Origin of the sequence: Candidatus Frankia alpina (genome assembly GCF_902806485.1) — a bacterium.
GTDB lineage: Bacteria > Actinomycetota > Actinomycetes > Frankiales > Frankiaceae > Frankia > Frankia alpina.
Map to the genome: position 1 here is coordinate 43640 of NZ_CADCWT010000007.1, position 18364 is coordinate 62003.

Genomic DNA, 18364 nt, shown 5'->3' on the forward strand with positions numbered 1-18364 from the left:
CGGGGGCCGTCCGCACGTCCCACCCGGGCGGCCCCGACGATCGGACCGCTCAGCAGGACGGCACGCTCGCCGCCGGACTGATCCGCAGCGCGTCGACCGCCTTCACGGCGCCGGCCAGGGTGTCGACCTTCACCAGGCGGGGCGCGCCGGCGGAGTCCACCGAACGGGCGTCGGCGCAGTTCGCGGCCGGCACGAGGAAGACCGACGCCCCGGACGCCTTCGCGCCGAGAATTTTCTGCTGGATGCCACCGATCGGCCCCACCTCGCCGGCGGCCGTGATCGTCCCGGTGCCGGCGATGATCTTCCCCCCGGTGAGTGGCCCGGGGGTGAGCAGATCCACGATGCCCATGGCGAACATCAGGCCGGCGCTCGGCCCGCCGACGTCCGACAGCCGGATGCGGACGGTGAACGGGTAGATCCGCTTCTCGGTCGCGGTGATACCGATCATGGCCCGGGACGGGTCGTCGGGCGCCGGGCGCGTGGTGATGGTGGCGGTGGCGGTGGCGGTGGCCGGCTTGCCACCCCGCTTGTAGGCGACGGTGACGGCCGTTCCCGGGCGGACCTTGCCGACCTGGGCGCGTAGCTGGTCCTGGGTCGACACGGCGACACCGTCGATCTGGGTGATCACGTCGCCGGTCGCGAGCCTGCCGGCGGCGGGCGAACCGCTCGGAATGGTGTAGACGGCGACCGATCGGCCCGTGGCCGCGACGCCGAGCTGAGTGAGTGCGGCCGCCGTGGCCTGGTCCTGCGAGTCCAGCATGGCCTGGGCGTTCTCCTGCTGGACCTGCTCCTGGCTGGAGCCAGGGGGACGGATGAGCTCGGTGGGGACGACCGCCCGGTCGCCGTTGGCCCAGTCCTTCAGGGCGCTGACCAGGTTGAGCTTGGGTGTCTCCTCGACCGTGGTCAGGTCGAGGCGACCGGAGGTCGGATAGGTGCGGCGACCCTCAACGGTGATCAGCTGGGTGCCGTCGACGGCGCCGAGCGTGTCGGTGACCGGCCCGGGGGCCAGAGTGACGAACGGTACCGGCATCCACAGGCCCACCACGAGAAGCGCGAATGCCAGTACCGACGCCACCACGAGGGACTGGGTGCGCCGGGCCATGAACGCAGTCTATGTACCGGCCTTCACCCGGACGGTCCGGCGTCCACGGCAGGTGGCCCTGCCCCGGACGCCGGACCCCGACGCACAGTCCGCGCGGTCAGGATGTTTCTGGCGGCTGGCCCTCGGCCGGGCGCCGCAGCGACGTCACGTCCATCGGCACGGTGTCGGCAAAGGGGGATACCTGGGCACCGGTCGGGACGCCCAGGTCGCCCAAGTCGCGCGGGGCCATCAGGTCATGCGGGGTGAACGGGTCGTTCAGGGTGAGCGGGTCATCGTCCAAGGACGGTTCGGGGTAGCCGGAATCGTCGAGGTCGGCGCCGGTCCACGTGGCGGACTGGGCGGGTATCGGGCGGGCGAGCGCGGCCATGCTGCGCCGGTAGCCCGCGATGGTGATCATGGCTTCGGAGGTGCGGTCCGGCCGGCCGCGCAGGGCGACCCACACGGCCGTCAGGAGCAGGGCTACGGGGGGGATCAACAGGAACCACATAGGAGCCTCGACGTCGAGACGAGTAAGAAGATGACTTAATTTCTATCGTAGGTGCCCCGCTCAGCGGGCGCCTACCCATTCAGCCGCGCCATCCTCGAAAATCTGGTGTTTCCAAATCGGAACCTGCTCCTTGATGTCATCGATCAGACGACGACAGGCGGCAAATGCCTCTGCTCGGTGGGCCGCACCCACCGCCACGACGACCGCGGTCTCGCCTACCCGGAGGTGCCCCGTACGGTGGGCGACCGCGATCGCCCGCACCGACGCGCCGGCCGCCACCTCGGCGGCCACGCGCTCGATCTCGGCGGCCGCCCGCGGATGCGCCTCGTAAGCGAGCTCGGCCACCCCGCGGCCGGAGTCGTGATCGCACACGGTGCCCACGAACAGCGCAATCCCGCCCACATCCGGGAGCAGGACGGCGGCCATGCATTCGTCCACCGACAACGGGGTGTCACGAATGTCCGCGAGCACGACCCGGGCCGGGACCACGGCGCCGGGCTCGGGCTCGATGTCGATGTCGAGCTCGGTGTCGGGGCCGAGATCGTGGCTGACGTTCGTTGCCGACTCCCCCTGCGCCGGGGTGGGCCCAGCCGCCCGGGCGGTCGCGCGCGCCAGGGCACCGGCCGATGGGACGGGTGCGGGAAAACGCGTCGAGTCCACGTCTACGACCGTAACCGGCCACGGCGGGCTCCGTTTCGCCCGGCGGGCAGAAAACGCATTACCGTGGGTTCATGTCCCAACCGCGCGTGCGACGTACCGCTCCCCGATCAGGCCACGTCCGATGAGTGGCGACTTCCCGTTCGGCTTCGCGTCCGCCGGTGGCGGCGGCGAGGAGCCCCGCTCCCCCTTCGGCGGCGGCGCGCCGTTCTTCGCCGAGCTGGAGCGGCTGCTGTCCTGGCAGGGCGGTCCGGTCAACTGGGAGCTGGCCCGGCAGGTGGCGGTGCGCTCCTTGGGAGACGGTGAGTCGAGCGTCCCCATGGGCCAGCAGCACATGGCCGACGAGGCGCTGCGGATCGCCGATGTCTGGCTCGACCCGGTGACGATCCTGCCTGCCGGCACGACGACCGGCGCCGCCTGGTCGCGAGTCGAGTGGATCGAGAAGACGCTGCCGGTCTGGCGGACCCTGTGCGACCCGATCGCCGCCAAGGTCGTCGAGGCCATGCGCACCGGCATCTCCAGCGGGCTGAGCCAGCTCGGCGGCGGCGGGGTAGAACTGCCCAGCGAGCTGCGCGATGCCCTGCCGCCCGGCCTCGACCTCAGCGCCCTGATGGGGGCCGGCGGGCCGATCATGCAGATGATGAACCAGGTCGGCGGCATGCTCTTCGGCGCGCAGGTGGGGCAGGCGATCGGCACACTTGCCGCGGAGGTCGTCTCGTCGACCGAGGTGGGCCTGCCCCTCGGGCCGGCCGGGACGGCCGCGCTGGTCCCGGCGGGGGTCGCCGCGTTCGGTGCCGGGTTGGAGATTCCCGAGGACGAGGTGCGCATCTACCTCGCGTTGCGGGAGGGCGCCTCCACCCGGCTGTTCGCGCACGTGCTCTGGCTGCGCGCTCACGTGCTCGGCGCGGTCGAGGAGTACGCCCGCGGCATCGCGGTCGACACCGAGGCCGTCGGCCGGGTGATGCGGATGGTCGACCCGACCGCCCTGATGAACCCGGAGCGGCTGTCCGAGGCACTCGGGGAGGACGTCTTCGCCGACGCGACCACGCCCGAGCAGAAGGCGGCGCTGGCCCGCCTCGAGCTGATCCTCGCCCTCATCGAGGGCTGGGTGGACCACGTGACCGATGCCGCGGCCACCGGTCACCTGCCGGCCGCCGGCCGGCTGCGCGAGATGGTCCGGCGTCGGCGCGCCGAGGGTGGGCCCGGTGAGCAGACCTTCTCCACGCTGGTCGGGCTCTCCCTACGCCCGCGCAAGCTGCGCGAGGCCGCCGCGCTGTGGGCGGCGCTGGCCGAGGCCCGTGGGCGGGAGGGGCGCGACGCGCTCTGGGCGCACCCGGACCTGCTCCCCACGGCGGCCGACCTGGCCGCGCCGGACGGCTTCGTCACCGGCGCGTCGGCCAGCGACCTCGACGATCCGATCGGCGAGATCGAGAAGCTGCGCGACACGCCACCCGCAGAGGGCAGGGGGAAGTCCCTCGGCGGCCCCACGGACAAGCCAGACACCCCCGACGATTCTGGCCCCGGCGCCGCCGGCTGACCCTGACGCAGGCGCAGGCGCAGGCGGACCAGACACGATCCACAGGACCGTCCACAGCCTCTCCACAGCCGACGGCGCGCTCTCGCATCCCGTCGGACCCGCGTGGCACGGTGGGGATCAACCGGCCGATCGACCGGTTCATCCTGATCCGTGTCCGGTGGCTCCGGCCGCCGGCGGACCTGCGGAGGATCCATGCGCCCGATCCTCAAGCCGGGCCTTCGTCGGCTCTGGCACAACGGCTCCACCCTGCAACTCGGCCTCGACCCGGCTCGGGCCGTCCTCGTCGCCGGCCTCGGCCCGTCCCACGCGGCTCTGCTCGACGCCCTCGACGGCCGGCGCACGCTCGAGCAGGTCCGCCTCGACGGCGGCGCCGCCGCGTGGGACCTGCTCGACCTGCTCGGCGGGGCCGGCCTGCTCGACGACGCGGCGCCGCCCTCGGTCACGACGCCACTGCCCCCGGCCGACCGCGACCGACTCTCGCCCGACCTCGCGGCGTTGTCGGTCCGCTCGACCGATCCGGCCCGCCCCCGCCGAGTGATCGCCGCGCGGCGCACCGCGCGGGTGCTCGTGCGGGGCGCCGGCCGGGTCGGCGCCCAGATCTCGACCCTGCTCGCCGCGGCCGGAGTCGGCCAGGTCGTGGTCGACGACGCGGAGGTGACAACGGCCGCCGACGTGTCTCCCGGCGGGCTGTGCCTGGATGACGTCGGCCGGCCCCGGGCTCTCGCCGCGGGAACGGCGATGACCCGGGTGCGCCGCCAGGCGGACCGGAGCCCCGGTCCCGGTGCGGCCGCAGGCGCGCGCTTGCCCCCCTCGGTGCGCGGCGACGGGCCGGGGATCGACGTCTTCGGCGCGGACCTGATCGTGCTGGCCCCGGTCGGGCCGCCGACCGTCGCGCCCGGTGCCTGCCTCGACCTCGAACGCGACGGGACCGCGCACCTGCTGGCCGGAGTGCGCGAGACGACGGGAATCGTCGGCCCGCTCGTTGTGCCGGCCGTGACGGCCTGCCTGCACTGTCAGCACCTGCACCGGCACGCGCGCGACCCGGTCTGGCCGATGCTGGCGATGCAGCTGGTCCGCCCGCGCACCGCTGGCCACGACCCGTGCGAGATCACCCTCGCCAGCCTCGTCGCCGCGCTCGCCGCCATGCAGGCGCTGGCCTTCCTGGATCTCGCCGTCCCGCCCGCCCCGAACCCCCGCCAGGGACCTCACCAGTCCGACAACTCGGACTTGCCACCCGCAACCGCAAGTACCGAAGGTGAGATGTTCGACACAACAAGCGTCGCTCCGAAGGGCCTTCCAGTAACAGCGGGCGGGACGTTGGAGCTTCCCCTGCCGGACTGGCACATCCGCCGGCGCAGCTGGCCGGTGCACCCCAACTGTCCCTGCCGCACCGCCCGAACTGCGGCGCTACAGGCCGACACCGATGCCTGAGATCCTGACGCCCAAGGCCCGCCCACCGGCCGGCCGCCCGGGCTCGGCCGTGGCAACCTCGCCGAGGCTGTTACCCACGGCAAGCCCCCCACGCCTCGGAACAGGGCACGATAGAGCGGTGTCCGACATCCCTCGGCGGGCCGTCGTCCGCACCGCCAAACTAGCCACGCTCCCGATCGGGATCGCCGGCCGAGCCACGCTCGGCGTCGGCAAACGTCTTGGAGGCCGTCCCGCGGAGGCTGTTGCCTCCGAACTCCAGCAGCGCACCGCCGCGCAGGTCTTCCGCGTGCTTGGGGAGCTCAAGGGCGGCGCGATGAAACTCGGTCAGACGCTGTCCGTGTTCGAGGCGGCCCTGCCCGACGAGGTCGCCGCGCCGTACCGGGCCGCGCTGACCAAGCTCCAGGAGGCGGCGCCTGCGCTACCGGCGCCCGTGGTGCACCGCGTCCTCGCCGAGGAGCTCGGGGCGGACTGGCGATCGCTGTTCGTCGAGTTCGACGACACGCCGGCCGCGGCGGCGAGCATCGGCCAGGTCCACCGGGCGGTGTGGTCGGACGGCCGGGCGGTCGCGGTGAAGGTGCAGTACCCGGGGGCCGGGCCGGCCCTGATCTCCGACCTCACCCAGCTCGGGCGGGCAGCCCGGCTGTTCAGCGCGGTGACCCCGGGGCTGGACATCAAACCGCTGGTCGAGGAGCTCAAGGCCCGGATCACCGAGGAGCTCGACTACCGGCTGGAGGCGGCGTGGCAGTCGGCCTTCGCACAGGCGTACGCCGACGACCCGCACATCGTCGTCCCGCGCCCGCTCGCCGGCTCCGGCCGGGTGCTCGTCAGCGAGTGGATCGACGGGATCCCGCTGTCCGCCATCATCGCCGACGGATCCGCCGAGCAGCGTGACGCCGCCGGTCTGCTGCTCGTCCGGTTCCTGTACTCGTGCCCCGGGCGGACCGGCCTGCTGCACGCCGACCCGCACCCGGGCAACTTCCGCCTGTTGCCCGACGGCCGGCTCGGCGTGCTGGACTTCGGCGCCGTGAACCGCCTGCCCGGGGGGCTGCCGGCGCCGATCGGCCGGCTGGCCCGCCAGACCCTGGCCGGCGACGCGGACGCGGTCGCCGCCGGCCTGCGCGACGAGGGGTTCATCCCGCCCTCGGCCGCGATAGATTCCGACGACCTGCTCGACTACCTCGCGCCGATGCTGGCGCCGATCGCCGACGAGGAGTTCACCTTTTCGCGAGCGTGGCTGCGCAAGGAAGCCGCACGCCTGAGCGACTGGCGTTCCGCCGCGGCGCGGCTTGGCCGCCAGCTCAACCTCCCGCCGTCGTACCTGCTCATCCACCGGGTGACGCTCGACGCCATCGGGATCCTCTGCCAGCTCGGCAGCACCGGTCGCTTCCGCGCCGAGATGGAGCGCTGGCAGCCGGGATTCGCCGAGCCCGGGTCCGTGGCCGCCTTGGCCGCCGAGGAGGCCAACCGTCCGGACCGGCCGTTGCCCGTCCTGGCGGTCCGGGACGAGGCCGGGGTCATCCGGCCGATGCCCGGTCCGGTCGTGCTGCCCGGTGCCCCGGCCGGCGGCCGGATCCGGCGAACCACCAGGGCCGCGAAGACCCCGAAGCCGAGACGGGCCACAAAGCCGGAGCGAGCCACGAAGCCCGAGCGAGCCGCGAAGGCACGGACCGATCAACGGATCGACCAGCCGACCGAGGTGGCGACGAGGGGCGGCGAGCCACGACGCGCTCCGGCGACCCCGCGCATCAGGAAGCCTGCCGGTGACACGGCGCCCACGCCCACGCCCGAGACTGACGCGGTGCCCACGCAGGCCGAACCCGCCGAGACGAGCCGGCCGCCGCGGTCATCACGGCGCGCCGCAAAGCCCGCCGTCTCCCCCTCGGCCGATCCCCCGATCGCGCCCGCAACGGCCGGCCCGCGACGCGCCGCCGGCCGGGTACGGGCAGCTCCCCCTCGCCAGATCCCCCGGGGTGAAGCACCATCGGACCCGATCACCGCCGAGGATTGACGCCCGCGCCGCCCCCGGTGGTGGCGCCGGGAATTGCTGGAGCCTGATGACGGTCGCGGGCAGGCGAACCGTGAATAACCTCCTGCAACTGCTGACCGCCGGGGGGCAGGAGCGGCATCGACCGACCGATCTACCTACAGTCTTCGGGTGGCTGGATCACTACCTGGTACGCACGTTAGGGGGCGACGATCCCGGCGGCGGACTCGCCGAGATACAGGAAGCCGTAGCCCTCGTCGCGGAAGCGGACGCCGACGGCGCGCAGGGCGTCACCCCAGTCCCCGCGGCAGGCCGGGTCCGCCGCCTCCGAGCCGTGGTCGGCGGTCAGCAGGATCGCGGTCTCGGCCAGCAGGCCGCGTTCGGCGAGCAGGTCGAGGAAGCTGCCCAGGCGGGCGTCCGCGTCCCGCAGCGCGGCGCGGGACTGCTCCGAGTAGGGACCACCGCCGTGATGGCCGGTATCGGTGATCGTGGTGTTCCACCACATGACGTCGGGCGGGGTCTCCCCCGGCGCCCACAGCGCAACGACCTGCGCGAGGCCCAGCGCGTCGACCCGGGTGGACCAGGCGTAGTCGAGGTTCTCCCGGACCCAGCGCACGCTGGCGTGTGGGTCGCCCTCGGCCGGCGGCAGGTAGTCGCCCATGTCGCCGGCGCCGCCGGTGTTGCCGGCCGACCGGACCAGGCCGAACGTCGAGTAGTGCGCGCCCCGGTCGACGGGCTCGTTCACGCAGGCGCTCACCGCGCCGGGGCGCTGGCGGGCGACGGCCTCGAAGAACGTCTCGACGCCGTCGCGGAGCTGCTCGCAGGCGGCGTGCCAGGTCTTCACGTCATTGACGATCACCTGACGACCGGTGGCCCGATCGAAGTAGACGTTGTGCAGGATGCCGTGCCGGCCCGGTCCGACGCCGGTCAACGCGGACGTGTGGTTGGTCAGCGTCACGCTGGGGAACTCGGCGATCGCCCCGCCGGTCAGCGCGGTCCCCTCGGCCAGCAGGCGGGCGACGTTCGGCAGTTCGCCGGTCTGGGCGAGATGCAACAGGTCGTTGCTGTTGGCGCCGTCCCACAGCAGGCCGACGACGTGGCGCGCGCCCGGACCGGCGAGGCGGGTCAGCGGCGTGCCCTCGGCGTCGGGCATCGTCACGCCGGCGAGCGCGGCGAGGGTGGGCCCGACATCGATGATCCGCGCCGCGCCGGGCTGCAGACCCCGAGTCCGCACGCCGGGGCCGGACAGCACCAGCGGGGCGCGGGACTGCCCGGCGTTGAGTGAGCCGTGCTCGCCGAGGTGCCCGCCGCGTTCGGGCCAGTAGTGCCGCGGGGTGTGCACGACGATGAGGTCAGGCGACCGGGTGGCGTCCCCGAAGGCGGACAGCAGCCGGCGGCCGGCGTAGGGGTAGGAGTCGCGTTCGTTCGGCGGCGACGGATCCGCCAGCGCCGCGGCCAGGGGAACCCCGTGCATCGGGTCCTGGCAGGCCAGCGGGTGCCGCCCGTGGCTGACCTCCCAGGGACCGTCCGGGTCGGTCACCGGCAGGCGGGCCGAACCGCCGGCGTTGGCCACATGAAGCCAGTCGGCGTCCACCCAGGCGGCGAGATCCACGATCTCGGCCAGTTCGGGACTGGTGAAGGCGGCGACGGCGAGAGACAGGTCGTCGACCCCGGTCGATCCCGGCGCCACGCCCGGCGCCGTTCCCACTCCGGTCGACATCGGATATACACGCTCGCTGCTGGGCACGTCGGAACAGTACCGGTGCCGACGGGAGAACTGGAAGAAATCAACGGCCAACGGTGGCGGGCGGGACGCCGACGAAACGGTGTCCCGCCCGCCGCGCCCGTCAGGCCGCGACCTCCTCCGGGCGCACCTTGCGCGGCCGGCCCCGGGGCCGCTTGCGGGGCACGACAGTGCCGGTCACCACCAGCTCGCCGCCCCACACCCCCCAGGGCTCGGCCCGGCCGAGGGCCGCGGCCAGGCAGGCCACCCGGACCGGGCAGGTACGGCAGACCGCCTTGGCGGTCTCCACCTCCGCCGAGGACTCAGCGAAAAACATCTCAGGATCGACGTCCCAGCAGGGCAGGACGAGCCGATCCCGCTCGATCCGGGAGCCGATCGAGTGATCGAACACCGGTGTCACCTCCGACACGGGTAGGTCTTCGAGCGGTTGGAAGAAGCGAAACGACAAACGACAAAGGCCGCGATCCCCATGGGGATCGCGGCCTCGGCGTCGGCTCCGCGGAGCTAGTCCGGGAGCGGATCGCGAGTGGATCCCAAGATGAGGTGACGGTCTGCGTGCTCGGACGCCTGGGGATCGGCGGACGCCGGGTTCCAGGACATGGGGAGCCGACGCATCGGCTCGCCGGCCGGACGCACGGCGATCGTGGTGAACCCGCCCCGGCCAAGGGTCGAACCCGAGAGGGCGACGGGCGCACCCGTCCCTTGGCCCCGGACCCCGCTGCCATGGCAGGCCGTCAGCGCACGGACATCCGCCGTCAGGACGGCGCTGACCGTGCTGCCTGCGCCCATGGCCGCCGAGCCGGGCAGATAACCCCACGGACGGGTGATCTCGGTGCCGGCTTTGTTCATCAAAATGCTGAGCACTGCGAGATCACCTCCTTCTCGGGGAGCCGTTGAGCGCGACCGCTTCCGGACGTGCGCCAAGCGTCGTGGGTAACGGTAGAAGGTCACCACGCGAACCTCAACTTATTTTCTGTGTCGCGCTTCGGACACCCGTGGTTACGGAAGGCCGCGTGCGGGCATCGCCGGCGGAGTCCGCCCGGCGACGAGATCGAGCACCGCCTGCCCGTAGCGGTCGAGCTTGACCTGGCCGATCCCGGGAAGCTGGACGAGCTCCGCGACCGAGTGCGGCCGGCATTCGGCGATCGCCTGCAGGCTCGCGTCAGTCAAGATCACAAAGACGGGCATGTGCAGTTCGCGCGCGGTCGACGCCCGCCATGCCCGCAGCCGCTCGTACAGCGCGCCGTCGACGTCGCCGGGGCAGCCGTCGCAGCGCCCGACCCGAGCCTGGGCGCCGGTCAGGGCCCGCCCACAGACCCGGCAGCGCACCGCCGAGCGCCCCCGGCTCGGCCCATCGCCGGCGCCGGTCCCACCCGCTGCCCCACGCTGCCCCTTCGTGCCGGCGGCCCCCTTCGTGCCGGCGGAACCAGTTGTGCCGGCGGAACCAGCGCCGCCTCGCCCACCGGCGGCGGGGCCGAGGCCACGGCGCACCGGCCGCAGGTCGTCGAGGAACCGGGACGGGCACCGCGAGCGCCGGCCGTCGGCGCGGGCCAACGCCCAGGACAGGATGAGGTGGGTACGGGCCCGCGTCACGCCCACGTAGAGCAGGCGGCGTTCCTCGGCGATCTGCTCGGCGGTCTTCGCGTGGACGAGCGGCAGCGTGCCGTCGGCCAGCCCCACGAGGAACACCGCGTCCCATTCCAGGCCCTTCGCGGCATGCAGCGTGGACAGCGTCACCCCCTCCACAGTGGGCTGGTGTTCGTGGGTGACGCGATCGCCGAGCTCGGCGACGAACTCGGCGAGGCCCGCCTGCGGGGAGCGGGCGGCGAGGTCTGCGGCCAGCCGATGCAGGGCGGCGAGGTTCTCCCACTGCTCCCGCTCGGCGCCGGACCCCGCCGATGGCCGGTCCGCCCGCCAGTTCAACGCGCTGAGAATGTCGGCGACGGTATCGGCGAGCCCGTCGGGCCGATCGGTGTCGGCCGAGCGCAGGGCGGCCCGCAGCAGCCGCAACGCCGCGACCACCTCGGTGCGGGCGAAGAACTTCTCACCGCCGCGCACGAGGTAGGCGATGCCGGCCGCGCCGATCTCGGCCTCGTAGGCCTCCGACTGGGCGTTGATCCGGTACAGCACGGCGATGCGGCTGGCCGGCGTTCCCCGGGCGATCAGCGCGCGGATGCGGCTGGCGACGGCGGCGGCCTCGTCCGCCTCGCTGTCGCACTCCAGCCAGACCGGCGGCGGGCCGTCCGGCGCCGCGGCGACGAGTCGGGTGCCGGGCGCCGCCTGCACGAGCCGGTTCGCCAGCCCCACGACCTGCGGGGTCGACCGGTAGTCCCGCACGAGCCGGATGACCGCCGCGTCGGGGTAACGGCGCGGGAAGTCGAGCAGGTAGCGAGGCGTGGCGCCGGCGAACGAGTAGATGGTCTGGTGCGGGTCGCCGACGACGCAGAGGCTGTCGCGCTCGCCGAGCCAGGCCTCGAGCACACGTTGCTGCAACGCGTTGACGTCCTGGTACTCGTCGACGACGAGGTGGCGGTACCGGGCGCGGATCTCGGTAGCGACGAACCCGTGCTCCTCGATCATCGCCGCGGTGAGCAGCAGCAGATCCTCCATGTCGACGACGCCGGCCTCCCACTTGACCTCCTCGTACGCGGCGTAAAGCCGGGCGATGGCCTCCGCCGGCGTGGCGGTCTCCCGGCCGCTGGCCGCCGCCATCCGGGCGTAGTCGCCGGGCGCGACGAGGCTGGCCTTGGCCCACTCGACCTCGGCGGTCAGGTCCCGCAGTTCGGCGCGGTCCGGCCGCAGTCGCAGGCGCCCCGCGGCGCGCATCATGTTGGGGATCTTGCTGGACTCGGGGCGGGGCAGCGGCCCGCCGGCCACGGCCGGCCAGAAGTGCTGCAACTGCCGCAACGCCGCCGAATGAAACGTGCGTGCCTGCACGCCGGGCACGCCCATGGCCCGCAACCGGCCGCGCAGTTCCCCCGCCGCCCTGGTCGTGAAGCTCACGGCGAGGATCTGGCCGGAGCCAACCCCCCGGTCCACGACCATGTGGGCGATTCTGTGGGTGATGGTGCGCGTCTTGCCCGTACCGGCACCAGCGAGGATGCAGATCGGCCCGAGGGGGGCATCGGCCGCGGCCCGCTGCTCGGGATCGAGCTCGGCCAGCAGATGCCCGGCCGCGGGCGAGGCAGCGGCCCGCGCGGCGGGGGCAGGCGATCCGGACATCCCTCGACACGGTAGTCCCCGCGCTCACCGGGAAGCGCCGCAAGCGCGACGCTGTTGAACCAACCGTTGCGTCCCAGTGGCTTGTAGGCCCATTCGTGCTCACGATCTACACGACTTCCTGGTGCGGGTACTGCGTTCGACTGAAGCGCCAACTCGACCAGGCCGGGCTGGAGTACACCACCGTTGATATCGAGAACGACCCGACAGCAGAGCAACTTGTCCGCGATGCCAACAACGGGAACGCGACCGTACCGACCGTGCCCTTTCCCGATGGCACTGTGATGACAAACTCGAACGTCCGCCAGGTCACCGAGAAGGTCACTTCTGCCGCATAACGGATACGTAGAGCAATAACATCCCGGGAGTTCTTACCTTCCCACCGCACACGCGGCCGGCTCGTGGGACGGTGTCCGTCACTGCCCGTGAAGTTTGTGGGAGAGTTCGGCTTGTGTCGTCAGTACCTTCAGAACAGGCGTGGAGCACCGTCGATGCCGCGCTGCGGGCCGCCCGTGCCCTGAACCGGATGGAGACAGCCTGTTTCGTCGTGGTATCTGCGACGACGGCGAGCTATCTCCGCGTGACCGGAGCCTTCGCCGACCTCGGCGAGGGAACCCACTATCCCCGGGCGGACAGCATCATCGCCCGGATGCTCGACGGTGCGCCCACTGCGGCGGCCGGGGTCGACCCGGGGCATCCCGCGGCCGACACGGCCGAACATCGCCTGCTGGGGGTGCGCAGCTATCTCGCGATGCCGGTGATCCCCCCAGAGGGTCGATTGCTCGGTTTTCTCGTCGGCCTGGACCGCGATGAGGTGGCCGTGTCCGTCGACACGCTGGCCCTGGTCCGGGCAATCGCCGATGCCCTGGCGGCCACGGGTGACATCCCAGCGCCGCTCCCGCCGCTCCCACCGCCCGCGCCGGCGGTCTCGCCCAACGGACCGCGCCCCGGAGACCATCGGGAGGCGGCCGTCGACCCCGGCAACGGCGACAACGGCGGCCATGCTTCGGTCGGACCGCCGGGCAACGGGTCCGCCGCGGGCGGGGACGCGACGCGCGACGGTGATGGGTCTGGGTCTGGGCCTGGGTCACCGGGCGGGGAAGCCGCACAGGGGGCTGCCGTCGCATCCCCACCGCCGTCCGGCGTGCCCAGCGCGCCGGAGGGTGCCACGCCGGGGCCCGAGGACAGACCGGCCCCGGCCGCTTCAGCTACTTCGGCCGCTTCAGCCACCCCGGCCGCCCCGCGGTCGCCTGGCCGGGTGCCATCGCCGCAGGCCGTTGCGCGGGCGGCCCGCCCCGGACCGCCTGGCCGGGCCGGGCCGCCGCGTCCGACTCCGCCGCCCGTTGTTCCCGGCGGCGGCACCGGACCCGTGGGGACTGGCGGCGCCAAGCCGACTCCCGCCGTCCCCCGGCGTTCCACCGCGGACATGCGGCTGCGGCGGACGCCCGCCGGCTGGGTCGTGGAGGGTCCGGGGCCGGAGGTGCGCCCGGTCGGCGATCTCATCTCCGCGATGGTTCTCGCCGACCTGTTGGCCGAGGACCTCGCCCCACCCGGTCGCCCGCGCCGGGCGGAGCGTGATCTCGGCGAGATCGAGCAGCTACGGCTGTCGGTCGTCCAGCTCGAGCACGCCCTGGCGTCCCGGGTGATCGTCGAGCAGGCCATCGGCGTGCTGGCGGAACGCAATCAGATCCGGCCGCGGGAGGCGTTCGAGCGGTTGCGGCGGACCGCACGAGGCATGGGCCGCCGAGTCCATGACCTGGCCCGGCAGGTCGTGGACTCGGTCGGGGACCCGCGAGCAGTCCTCCCGGGGGAGCTCGGTGGCCGGGGCGGCCCGGCCGGCGCCGGTGGCGGCCCTGCCGGCGGTGGCGGCCCTGCCGGCGGCGCGACGCCGGCCCCGGGGGGCGCGCCCCGCCCGACGCCACCACGGTCCACCTCCGGCCGGCACTGAACCGACCGGTAGACCTGGTAGCCCCGGTGGGCGCCGGACGAACCTGGCTGCGGCGCCCGCCGGGCGAACGCGCGGCGGGCGAACGCGCGGCGCTGCCCGAAGGCTGACGCGCCTCGCGCTCGACCCGGCAGACCGCGTCAGGAGTCGATCAGCCCAAGCGCCCCCACGGCCCTGGCAATCTTGGATTTGTCGCCGACGAGCACCGTGACCAGCCCGGTGGGTGCCAGCAGGTCGGCCGCGACGGCCTGGACGCCGGCGGCCGTCACCTCGGCCAGCGCGCGCGGGTGGTCACGCAGGTACTCCACGCCCATGCCCACGCCGGCAAGCGCCGACAGCGTCGAGGCGAGCCCCGCGGCGGTGGCGCTACCGATGGCGAGCGTGCCGACCGCGTACTGGCGGGCCGCATCGAGTTCGTCCTGCGTCGGCGACAGAACCGCCAGCCGACCGAGCTCGTAGAGGATCTCCAGCAGAGCGGGGCCGGTCACCTCGGTGGCGACGTCCGCGGCCACGGTGAAACGCGATCCGACCTGGTAGTGGTCGATCGAGCTGCGAGGCGAGTACGTGTAGCCCTTGTCCTCGCGGATGTTGTTGACCAGCCGGGAGCTGAAGTACCCCCCGAAGATCGTGCTGGCCAGCCGCTGCGCCGGGTAGCCGGGGGCGGATCGGCCCAGCGCCGCCCCGCCGAGGCGGATGTTCGTCTGCACGGCGCCGGGGCGGTCCACGATGACGATCGGGCCGGTACGCAGCTCGGGCAGCGGCGGCGCGCCCGCCGCGGGTCGTCCCGACCAGTCGCCGAGCGCCGCGGAGACCGCGCTCAGTGCCCGCTCGGGCGACACGTCGCCGACGAGGGTGAGGATGGCCCCGGCCGGCGAGACCCGCTCGGCGTGCAGGGCGCGCACGTCCGCCGGGCCGACCTGCCCGACCACGTCCGGGTCGGGCAGGTCGATGGCGTAGGGGTGGTCACCGAACAGCCGTCCGAGCAGGGCCTCGCGGGCGATCACGGTGGGCTGGCTACGGGCGACCGCGGTGTCCTCGACGATCCGGTCGCGCTCGCCGGCAACCTCGTCGTCGGGATAGGTGGCGCCGAGCAGCCCATCCGCCATGATCTGCAGCAGCGGCTCGAGGTTCACCGCGAGCGCGGAGCCGACGACGGCGAGCCGGTCGCTGTCGACCCCCGTGGACAGCGAGCCACCGAGCCGCTGGACCTCGGTCGCGAGCCCCACCCGGTCGAGCCGCCGCGACCCGGTGAACAGGGTCTCCGCCAGCACCTCGGCGCGGGCCTGATGCACGGGCCCGCGCCCGGCGAACGGGATGCGCAGGCGCATCTCGACGATCGGCACACTGCCGCGCTCCACCACCAGCACCCGCAGGCCGTTGCCGAGAGTGCGGTCGGTGACGGCTGGCAGCGCCGCCGGCTCGGTCGGCCGGACGGCGGGGATCACCCCGGCCGGTGCGGCCGTGGCCGCCGGCGCTGCGCCCGCGGAGTTCGTCGATGTCGAGGTCACAGCACTCCCGATCATGAGGCGGCGCCGGCGTGCAGCTCCAGAAGCGAACGGCCCTGGTCGAGCAGGGACCCGGCAGCGGCGGCGACCGCCTCGGCAGTGACGGCGGACAGCTCCGCCGGCAGTTCGTTCACCAGCTCGGGCCGGCCACGGTGCAGCTCGTGCACGGCCATGGCCAGCGCGCGGCCGAGGGCGTCGTCGGCCGCACGCAGCAGCGAGGAGGCCACCCGGGCCTGGACCCGCTCCAGCTCGCCATCCTCCAGGCCGTCCCCCGCGAGCCGGCCGAGCTCCTCGTCGACGGCCGCGAGGACCACGTCGGCGCTGGACTCCTCGGACTGGCGGGCCTCCAGGGTGAGCAGCAGCGGGTCGCGCTGCTCGAACGGGTCGCCGAAGGTGCCCAGATACGTGCTGACCCCGATGACCGAGCGGTCCTTCTGGACCAGGCGCCGCTCCAGGCGGCTGGCGTCGCCGTCGCTGAGCACCTCGGTCAGCAGGTAGTAGGCGAGGTAGGTGGGCAGGTCGGCGATCGGGTCGGGGACGCGGTAGCCGACCGCGAGCGCCGCGCGGGGGGCAAGCGGGTCGATGATGACCGCCCGGCGCTCCGCCGTGGGCACCGGCTCCGCGAAGCTCGCCCGCGGCGGCACTGTGCGGGCGGGGATGTCGCCGAAGTAACGGTGGACGAACGTCAGCGTCTCGCCGGGGTCGAAGTCGCCGACGATGGTGAGCACGGCGTTACCGGGGGCATAGTACTTGTCGAAGAAGTCCTCCGCGTCGTCGATGCTGGCCGCCTCCAACTCGGAGAAATCCCCGTATCCGTTGTGTGCGTTGGGAAAGGTGTCGAACGCCACCGGCGGCAGTTTGATCCAGGGAAATCCGCCGTACGGCCGGTTGAGGACGTTGACCCGGATCTCCTCCTGCACCACGGCGATCTGGTTGTCGAGGTTCTGCCGGGTGATCTTGGGCGCCCGCATCCGGTCCGCCTCGAGGAACAGGGCCAGTTCGAGCGCCCCGGCCGGCAACAGCTCGAAATAGTCCGTGTAGTCGGGGTGCGTAGAGCCGTTGAAGATTCCACCGGCGGCCTGGACGTGCTTGGGATGCTCGGCCTTCCCCACGTTCGCACTGCCCTGGAACATCAGATGCTCGAACAGGTGAGCGAAGCCGGTGCGGCCTTCGGGCTCGGACCTGAAGCCCACGTCGTAGTGCACCGAGACGGTCACCACCGGCGCCGTTCGGTCGGGTGCGAGCAGGACCCGCAGACCGTTGTCGAGCCGAGTCCGCTCGATCGGATAGGAGGATGCCGGCAGGGCCCACCTCACCGCGGCGGAGCCGACCGGACCGGGTTCTCTAGGCGAGGACACAGTTACCCACGCTACTGCCCGCCAGCCCGCCCCGGTGGCGAAGAAAGGCCGCCGGCCGGCTTTGCGGCCACCCGTCAACGCGCTCCGGGCCACCCCCGACGGCGGGGGAAAGGCGTTCCTCGGGACGAACGCGGACCGGGGTACGCCGCGGGTGCCGGGGCGATCCCACGAACGGAGGCCCGCGTCCGGGCGCCTGGCGGACGGCCCGAGAGCCGATGCGCGGCCGTGCGGGCACCGGGCGAGCCGCCCGGGCGACCAACGCTCACCACCCGCGCGCCGCGTCTCGGCGGTCGCGCGCGCGGCGGAGCCCGCCGCCCGGCCGGGCGCGCCGGCCACGGCGACCAGAAGGACCAGCGTGGCGGCGATCGCGACCTGTAGAAGGAGAGTCACGAGGGCGCCGCCGCCGATCGCCGCGGACACCACCAGCCCGAGGGCCGCGCCCAGCAGACCCAGCAGGATGGTCATCACGCAGCCGATCGGGGCGCGCCGGGACCGGGGAACGGCGGCCCGTCCCAGCAACCCTATGATCACGCCAGTAATCAGAGCGCTGATGATGCCGGTCAGAGCGTCCACGGGCCGATTCTGCCGGCTGAGGACGATCGACGACCACGAGCCGCCCAGCTCGGGTGACGGGGTGCGGAAAATGGCGACCACCAATCGGCAAACTGTTCCCATGAGACAGTTTCCGGCCGGGCTGCCCGAGACTCTCGCCGCGGAAGTTGACTCGCTGGGCGAGGAGATCATGGCCGCGATCGCTCGCGAGGTGCCCGCCTACGCCCGCCCGCTGGAGGGCGGGTTCGGACGCGGCGTGCGCCGCGGGGTCGCCGAGGCCCTGCACCGCTTCCTCACCGTGGTCGAGGCCGGCCCGCACTGCGCCCCGGACCTCGCCGCCAGCCGTGAGGTGTATGTCCGGCTCGGCCGGGGCGAGGTCCACTCCGGCCGGTCGCTGGACAACCTGCTCAGCGCCTACCGGGTCGGCGCCCGCGTCTCCTGGCGGTGCCTCGGCGAGGCGGCGGTGCGCCACGGCGGCGTGGACGCGGCGGGCTTGGTCTCCCTCGCCGAGATGATGTTCGCCTACATCGACGGCATCTCCGCGGCGTCCGCCGAGGGCTACGCCGCCGAGCAGTTCGCGGCGGGCGGGGAGCGGGAACGCCTGCTCGACCGCATCGGCGAGATGCTGCTCACCGGTGCTCCCGCGGACGCCGTCGCACAGGTCGCCGAGACGGCCAGCGTGCGGCTGCCCCGCCGGCTGGCCGCCGTCCTCATCCCGGCCCGGCTCGAACCACAGCCGGTGGCCGGGCGCGAGCCGGCCGCGTCCGTCGTCATCCCGCCAGGGCTCCTCCCCGCAGCTCTTGTCCCGGCAGGTCTTGTCCCGGCAGGTCTTGTCCCGGCAGG

General features: G+C 73.3%; 14 protein-coding genes. 6 read left to right on the plus strand and 8 right to left on the minus strand.

All coding sequences use genetic code 11. From position 1 onward, the window contains the following. Nucleotides 1-49: 49 nt before the first annotated feature. The 3 genes from G6R25_RS02195 to G6R25_RS02205 all read right to left on the minus strand — a co-directional run bounded on the left by G6R25_RS02195 (nucleotide 50) and on the right by G6R25_RS02205 (nucleotide 2105). A complete protein-coding gene (locus G6R25_RS02195; RefSeq protein WP_163551456.1) occupies nucleotides 50-1102 on the minus strand; it encodes a YlbL family protein in 1053 nt (350 codons plus the stop codon). Between the two features lie 97 nt (nucleotides 1103-1199). Next, complete coding sequence (locus G6R25_RS02200; protein WP_235947155.1) at nucleotides 1200-1577, minus strand: hypothetical protein; 378 nt, start codon at nucleotides 1575-1577, stop codon at nucleotides 1200-1202. A 72-nt stretch (nucleotides 1578-1649) separates the two neighbouring features. Next, nucleotides 1650-2105 carry a molybdenum cofactor biosynthesis protein MoaE gene (locus G6R25_RS02205; RefSeq protein WP_235947165.1) on the minus strand — a complete coding sequence of 152 codons (456 nt, stop codon included), beginning with the start codon at nucleotides 2103-2105 and terminating at the stop codon, nucleotides 1650-1652. Nucleotides 2106-2370: 265 nt separating this feature from the next. Between G6R25_RS02205 and G6R25_RS02210 the strand changes: the two genes are divergently transcribed. The 3 genes from G6R25_RS02210 to G6R25_RS02220 all read left to right on the plus strand — a co-directional run bounded on the left by G6R25_RS02210 (nucleotide 2371) and on the right by G6R25_RS02220 (nucleotide 7222). Beyond that, nucleotides 2371-3783: a zinc-dependent metalloprotease gene (locus G6R25_RS02210; protein ID WP_163551458.1), complete on the plus strand. Its 1413-nt coding sequence runs from the start codon at nucleotides 2371-2373 to the stop codon at nucleotides 3781-3783. Between the two features lie 192 nt (nucleotides 3784-3975). Beyond that, entirely contained in the window at nucleotides 3976-5214 is a 1239-nt protein-coding gene (locus G6R25_RS02215) for a ThiF family adenylyltransferase (protein ID WP_163551459.1), read from the plus strand. Nucleotides 5215-5332: 118 nt separating this feature from the next. After that, entirely contained in the window at nucleotides 5333-7222 is a 1890-nt protein-coding gene (locus G6R25_RS02220; RefSeq protein WP_163551460.1) for an ABC1 kinase family protein, read from the plus strand. A gap of 175 nt (nucleotides 7223-7397) precedes the next feature. On the opposite strand, the gene G6R25_RS02225 is transcribed toward G6R25_RS02220, so the two are convergent. From G6R25_RS02225 to G6R25_RS02235, 3 genes are all read right to left on the minus strand, one after another. Beyond that, nucleotides 7398-8918, minus strand: coding sequence for an alkaline phosphatase family protein (locus tag G6R25_RS02225; protein WP_163551461.1), 1521 nt, complete (start codon nucleotides 8916-8918; stop codon nucleotides 7398-7400). Between the two features lie 127 nt (nucleotides 8919-9045). Continuing rightward, nucleotides 9046-9333 carry a WhiB family transcriptional regulator gene (locus G6R25_RS02230; RefSeq protein WP_205446788.1) on the minus strand — a complete coding sequence of 96 codons (288 nt, stop codon included), beginning with the start codon at nucleotides 9331-9333 and terminating at the stop codon, nucleotides 9046-9048. 608 nt (nucleotides 9334-9941) lie between these two features. Next, a complete protein-coding gene (locus G6R25_RS02235; RefSeq protein ID WP_163551463.1) occupies nucleotides 9942-12164 on the minus strand; it encodes an ATP-dependent DNA helicase UvrD2 in 2223 nt (740 codons plus the stop codon). 95 nt (nucleotides 12165-12259) lie between these two features. Between G6R25_RS02235 and G6R25_RS02240 the strand changes: the two genes are divergently transcribed. Then, nucleotides 12260-12499, plus strand: a complete 240-nt coding sequence (locus tag G6R25_RS02240; protein ID WP_163551464.1) for a mycoredoxin — start codon at nucleotides 12260-12262, stop codon at nucleotides 12497-12499. 188 nt (nucleotides 12500-12687) lie between these two features. After that, entirely contained in the window at nucleotides 12688-14109 is a 1422-nt protein-coding gene (locus G6R25_RS25955; protein ID WP_419469293.1) for an ANTAR domain-containing protein, read from the plus strand. A gap of 137 nt (nucleotides 14110-14246) precedes the next feature. Here G6R25_RS25955 and G6R25_RS02255 read toward each other — a convergent pair whose 3' ends face one another. Together G6R25_RS02255 and G6R25_RS02260 are read right to left on the minus strand one after the other, a co-directional pair. Further along, nucleotides 14247-15629, minus strand: coding sequence for a M16 family metallopeptidase (locus G6R25_RS02255; RefSeq protein WP_235947161.1), 1383 nt, complete (start codon nucleotides 15627-15629; stop codon nucleotides 14247-14249). Further along, the gene (locus tag G6R25_RS02260) at nucleotides 15626-16927 is read right to left on the minus strand and encodes a M16 family metallopeptidase (protein WP_163551470.1); all 1302 of its coding nucleotides are present in this window, start codon (nucleotides 16925-16927) and stop codon (nucleotides 15626-15628) included. Before G6R25_RS02260 ends, G6R25_RS02255 begins: the two co-directional genes overlap by 4 nt. Nucleotides 16928-17642: 715 nt before the next feature. On the opposite strand from G6R25_RS02260, the gene G6R25_RS02265 reads away from it, so the two are divergent. Beyond that, nucleotides 17643-18364, plus strand: a 722-nt coding sequence (locus tag G6R25_RS02265) for a PucR-like N-terminal domain-containing protein (protein ID WP_473246871.1), incomplete at its 3' end; no start/stop codon positions are given.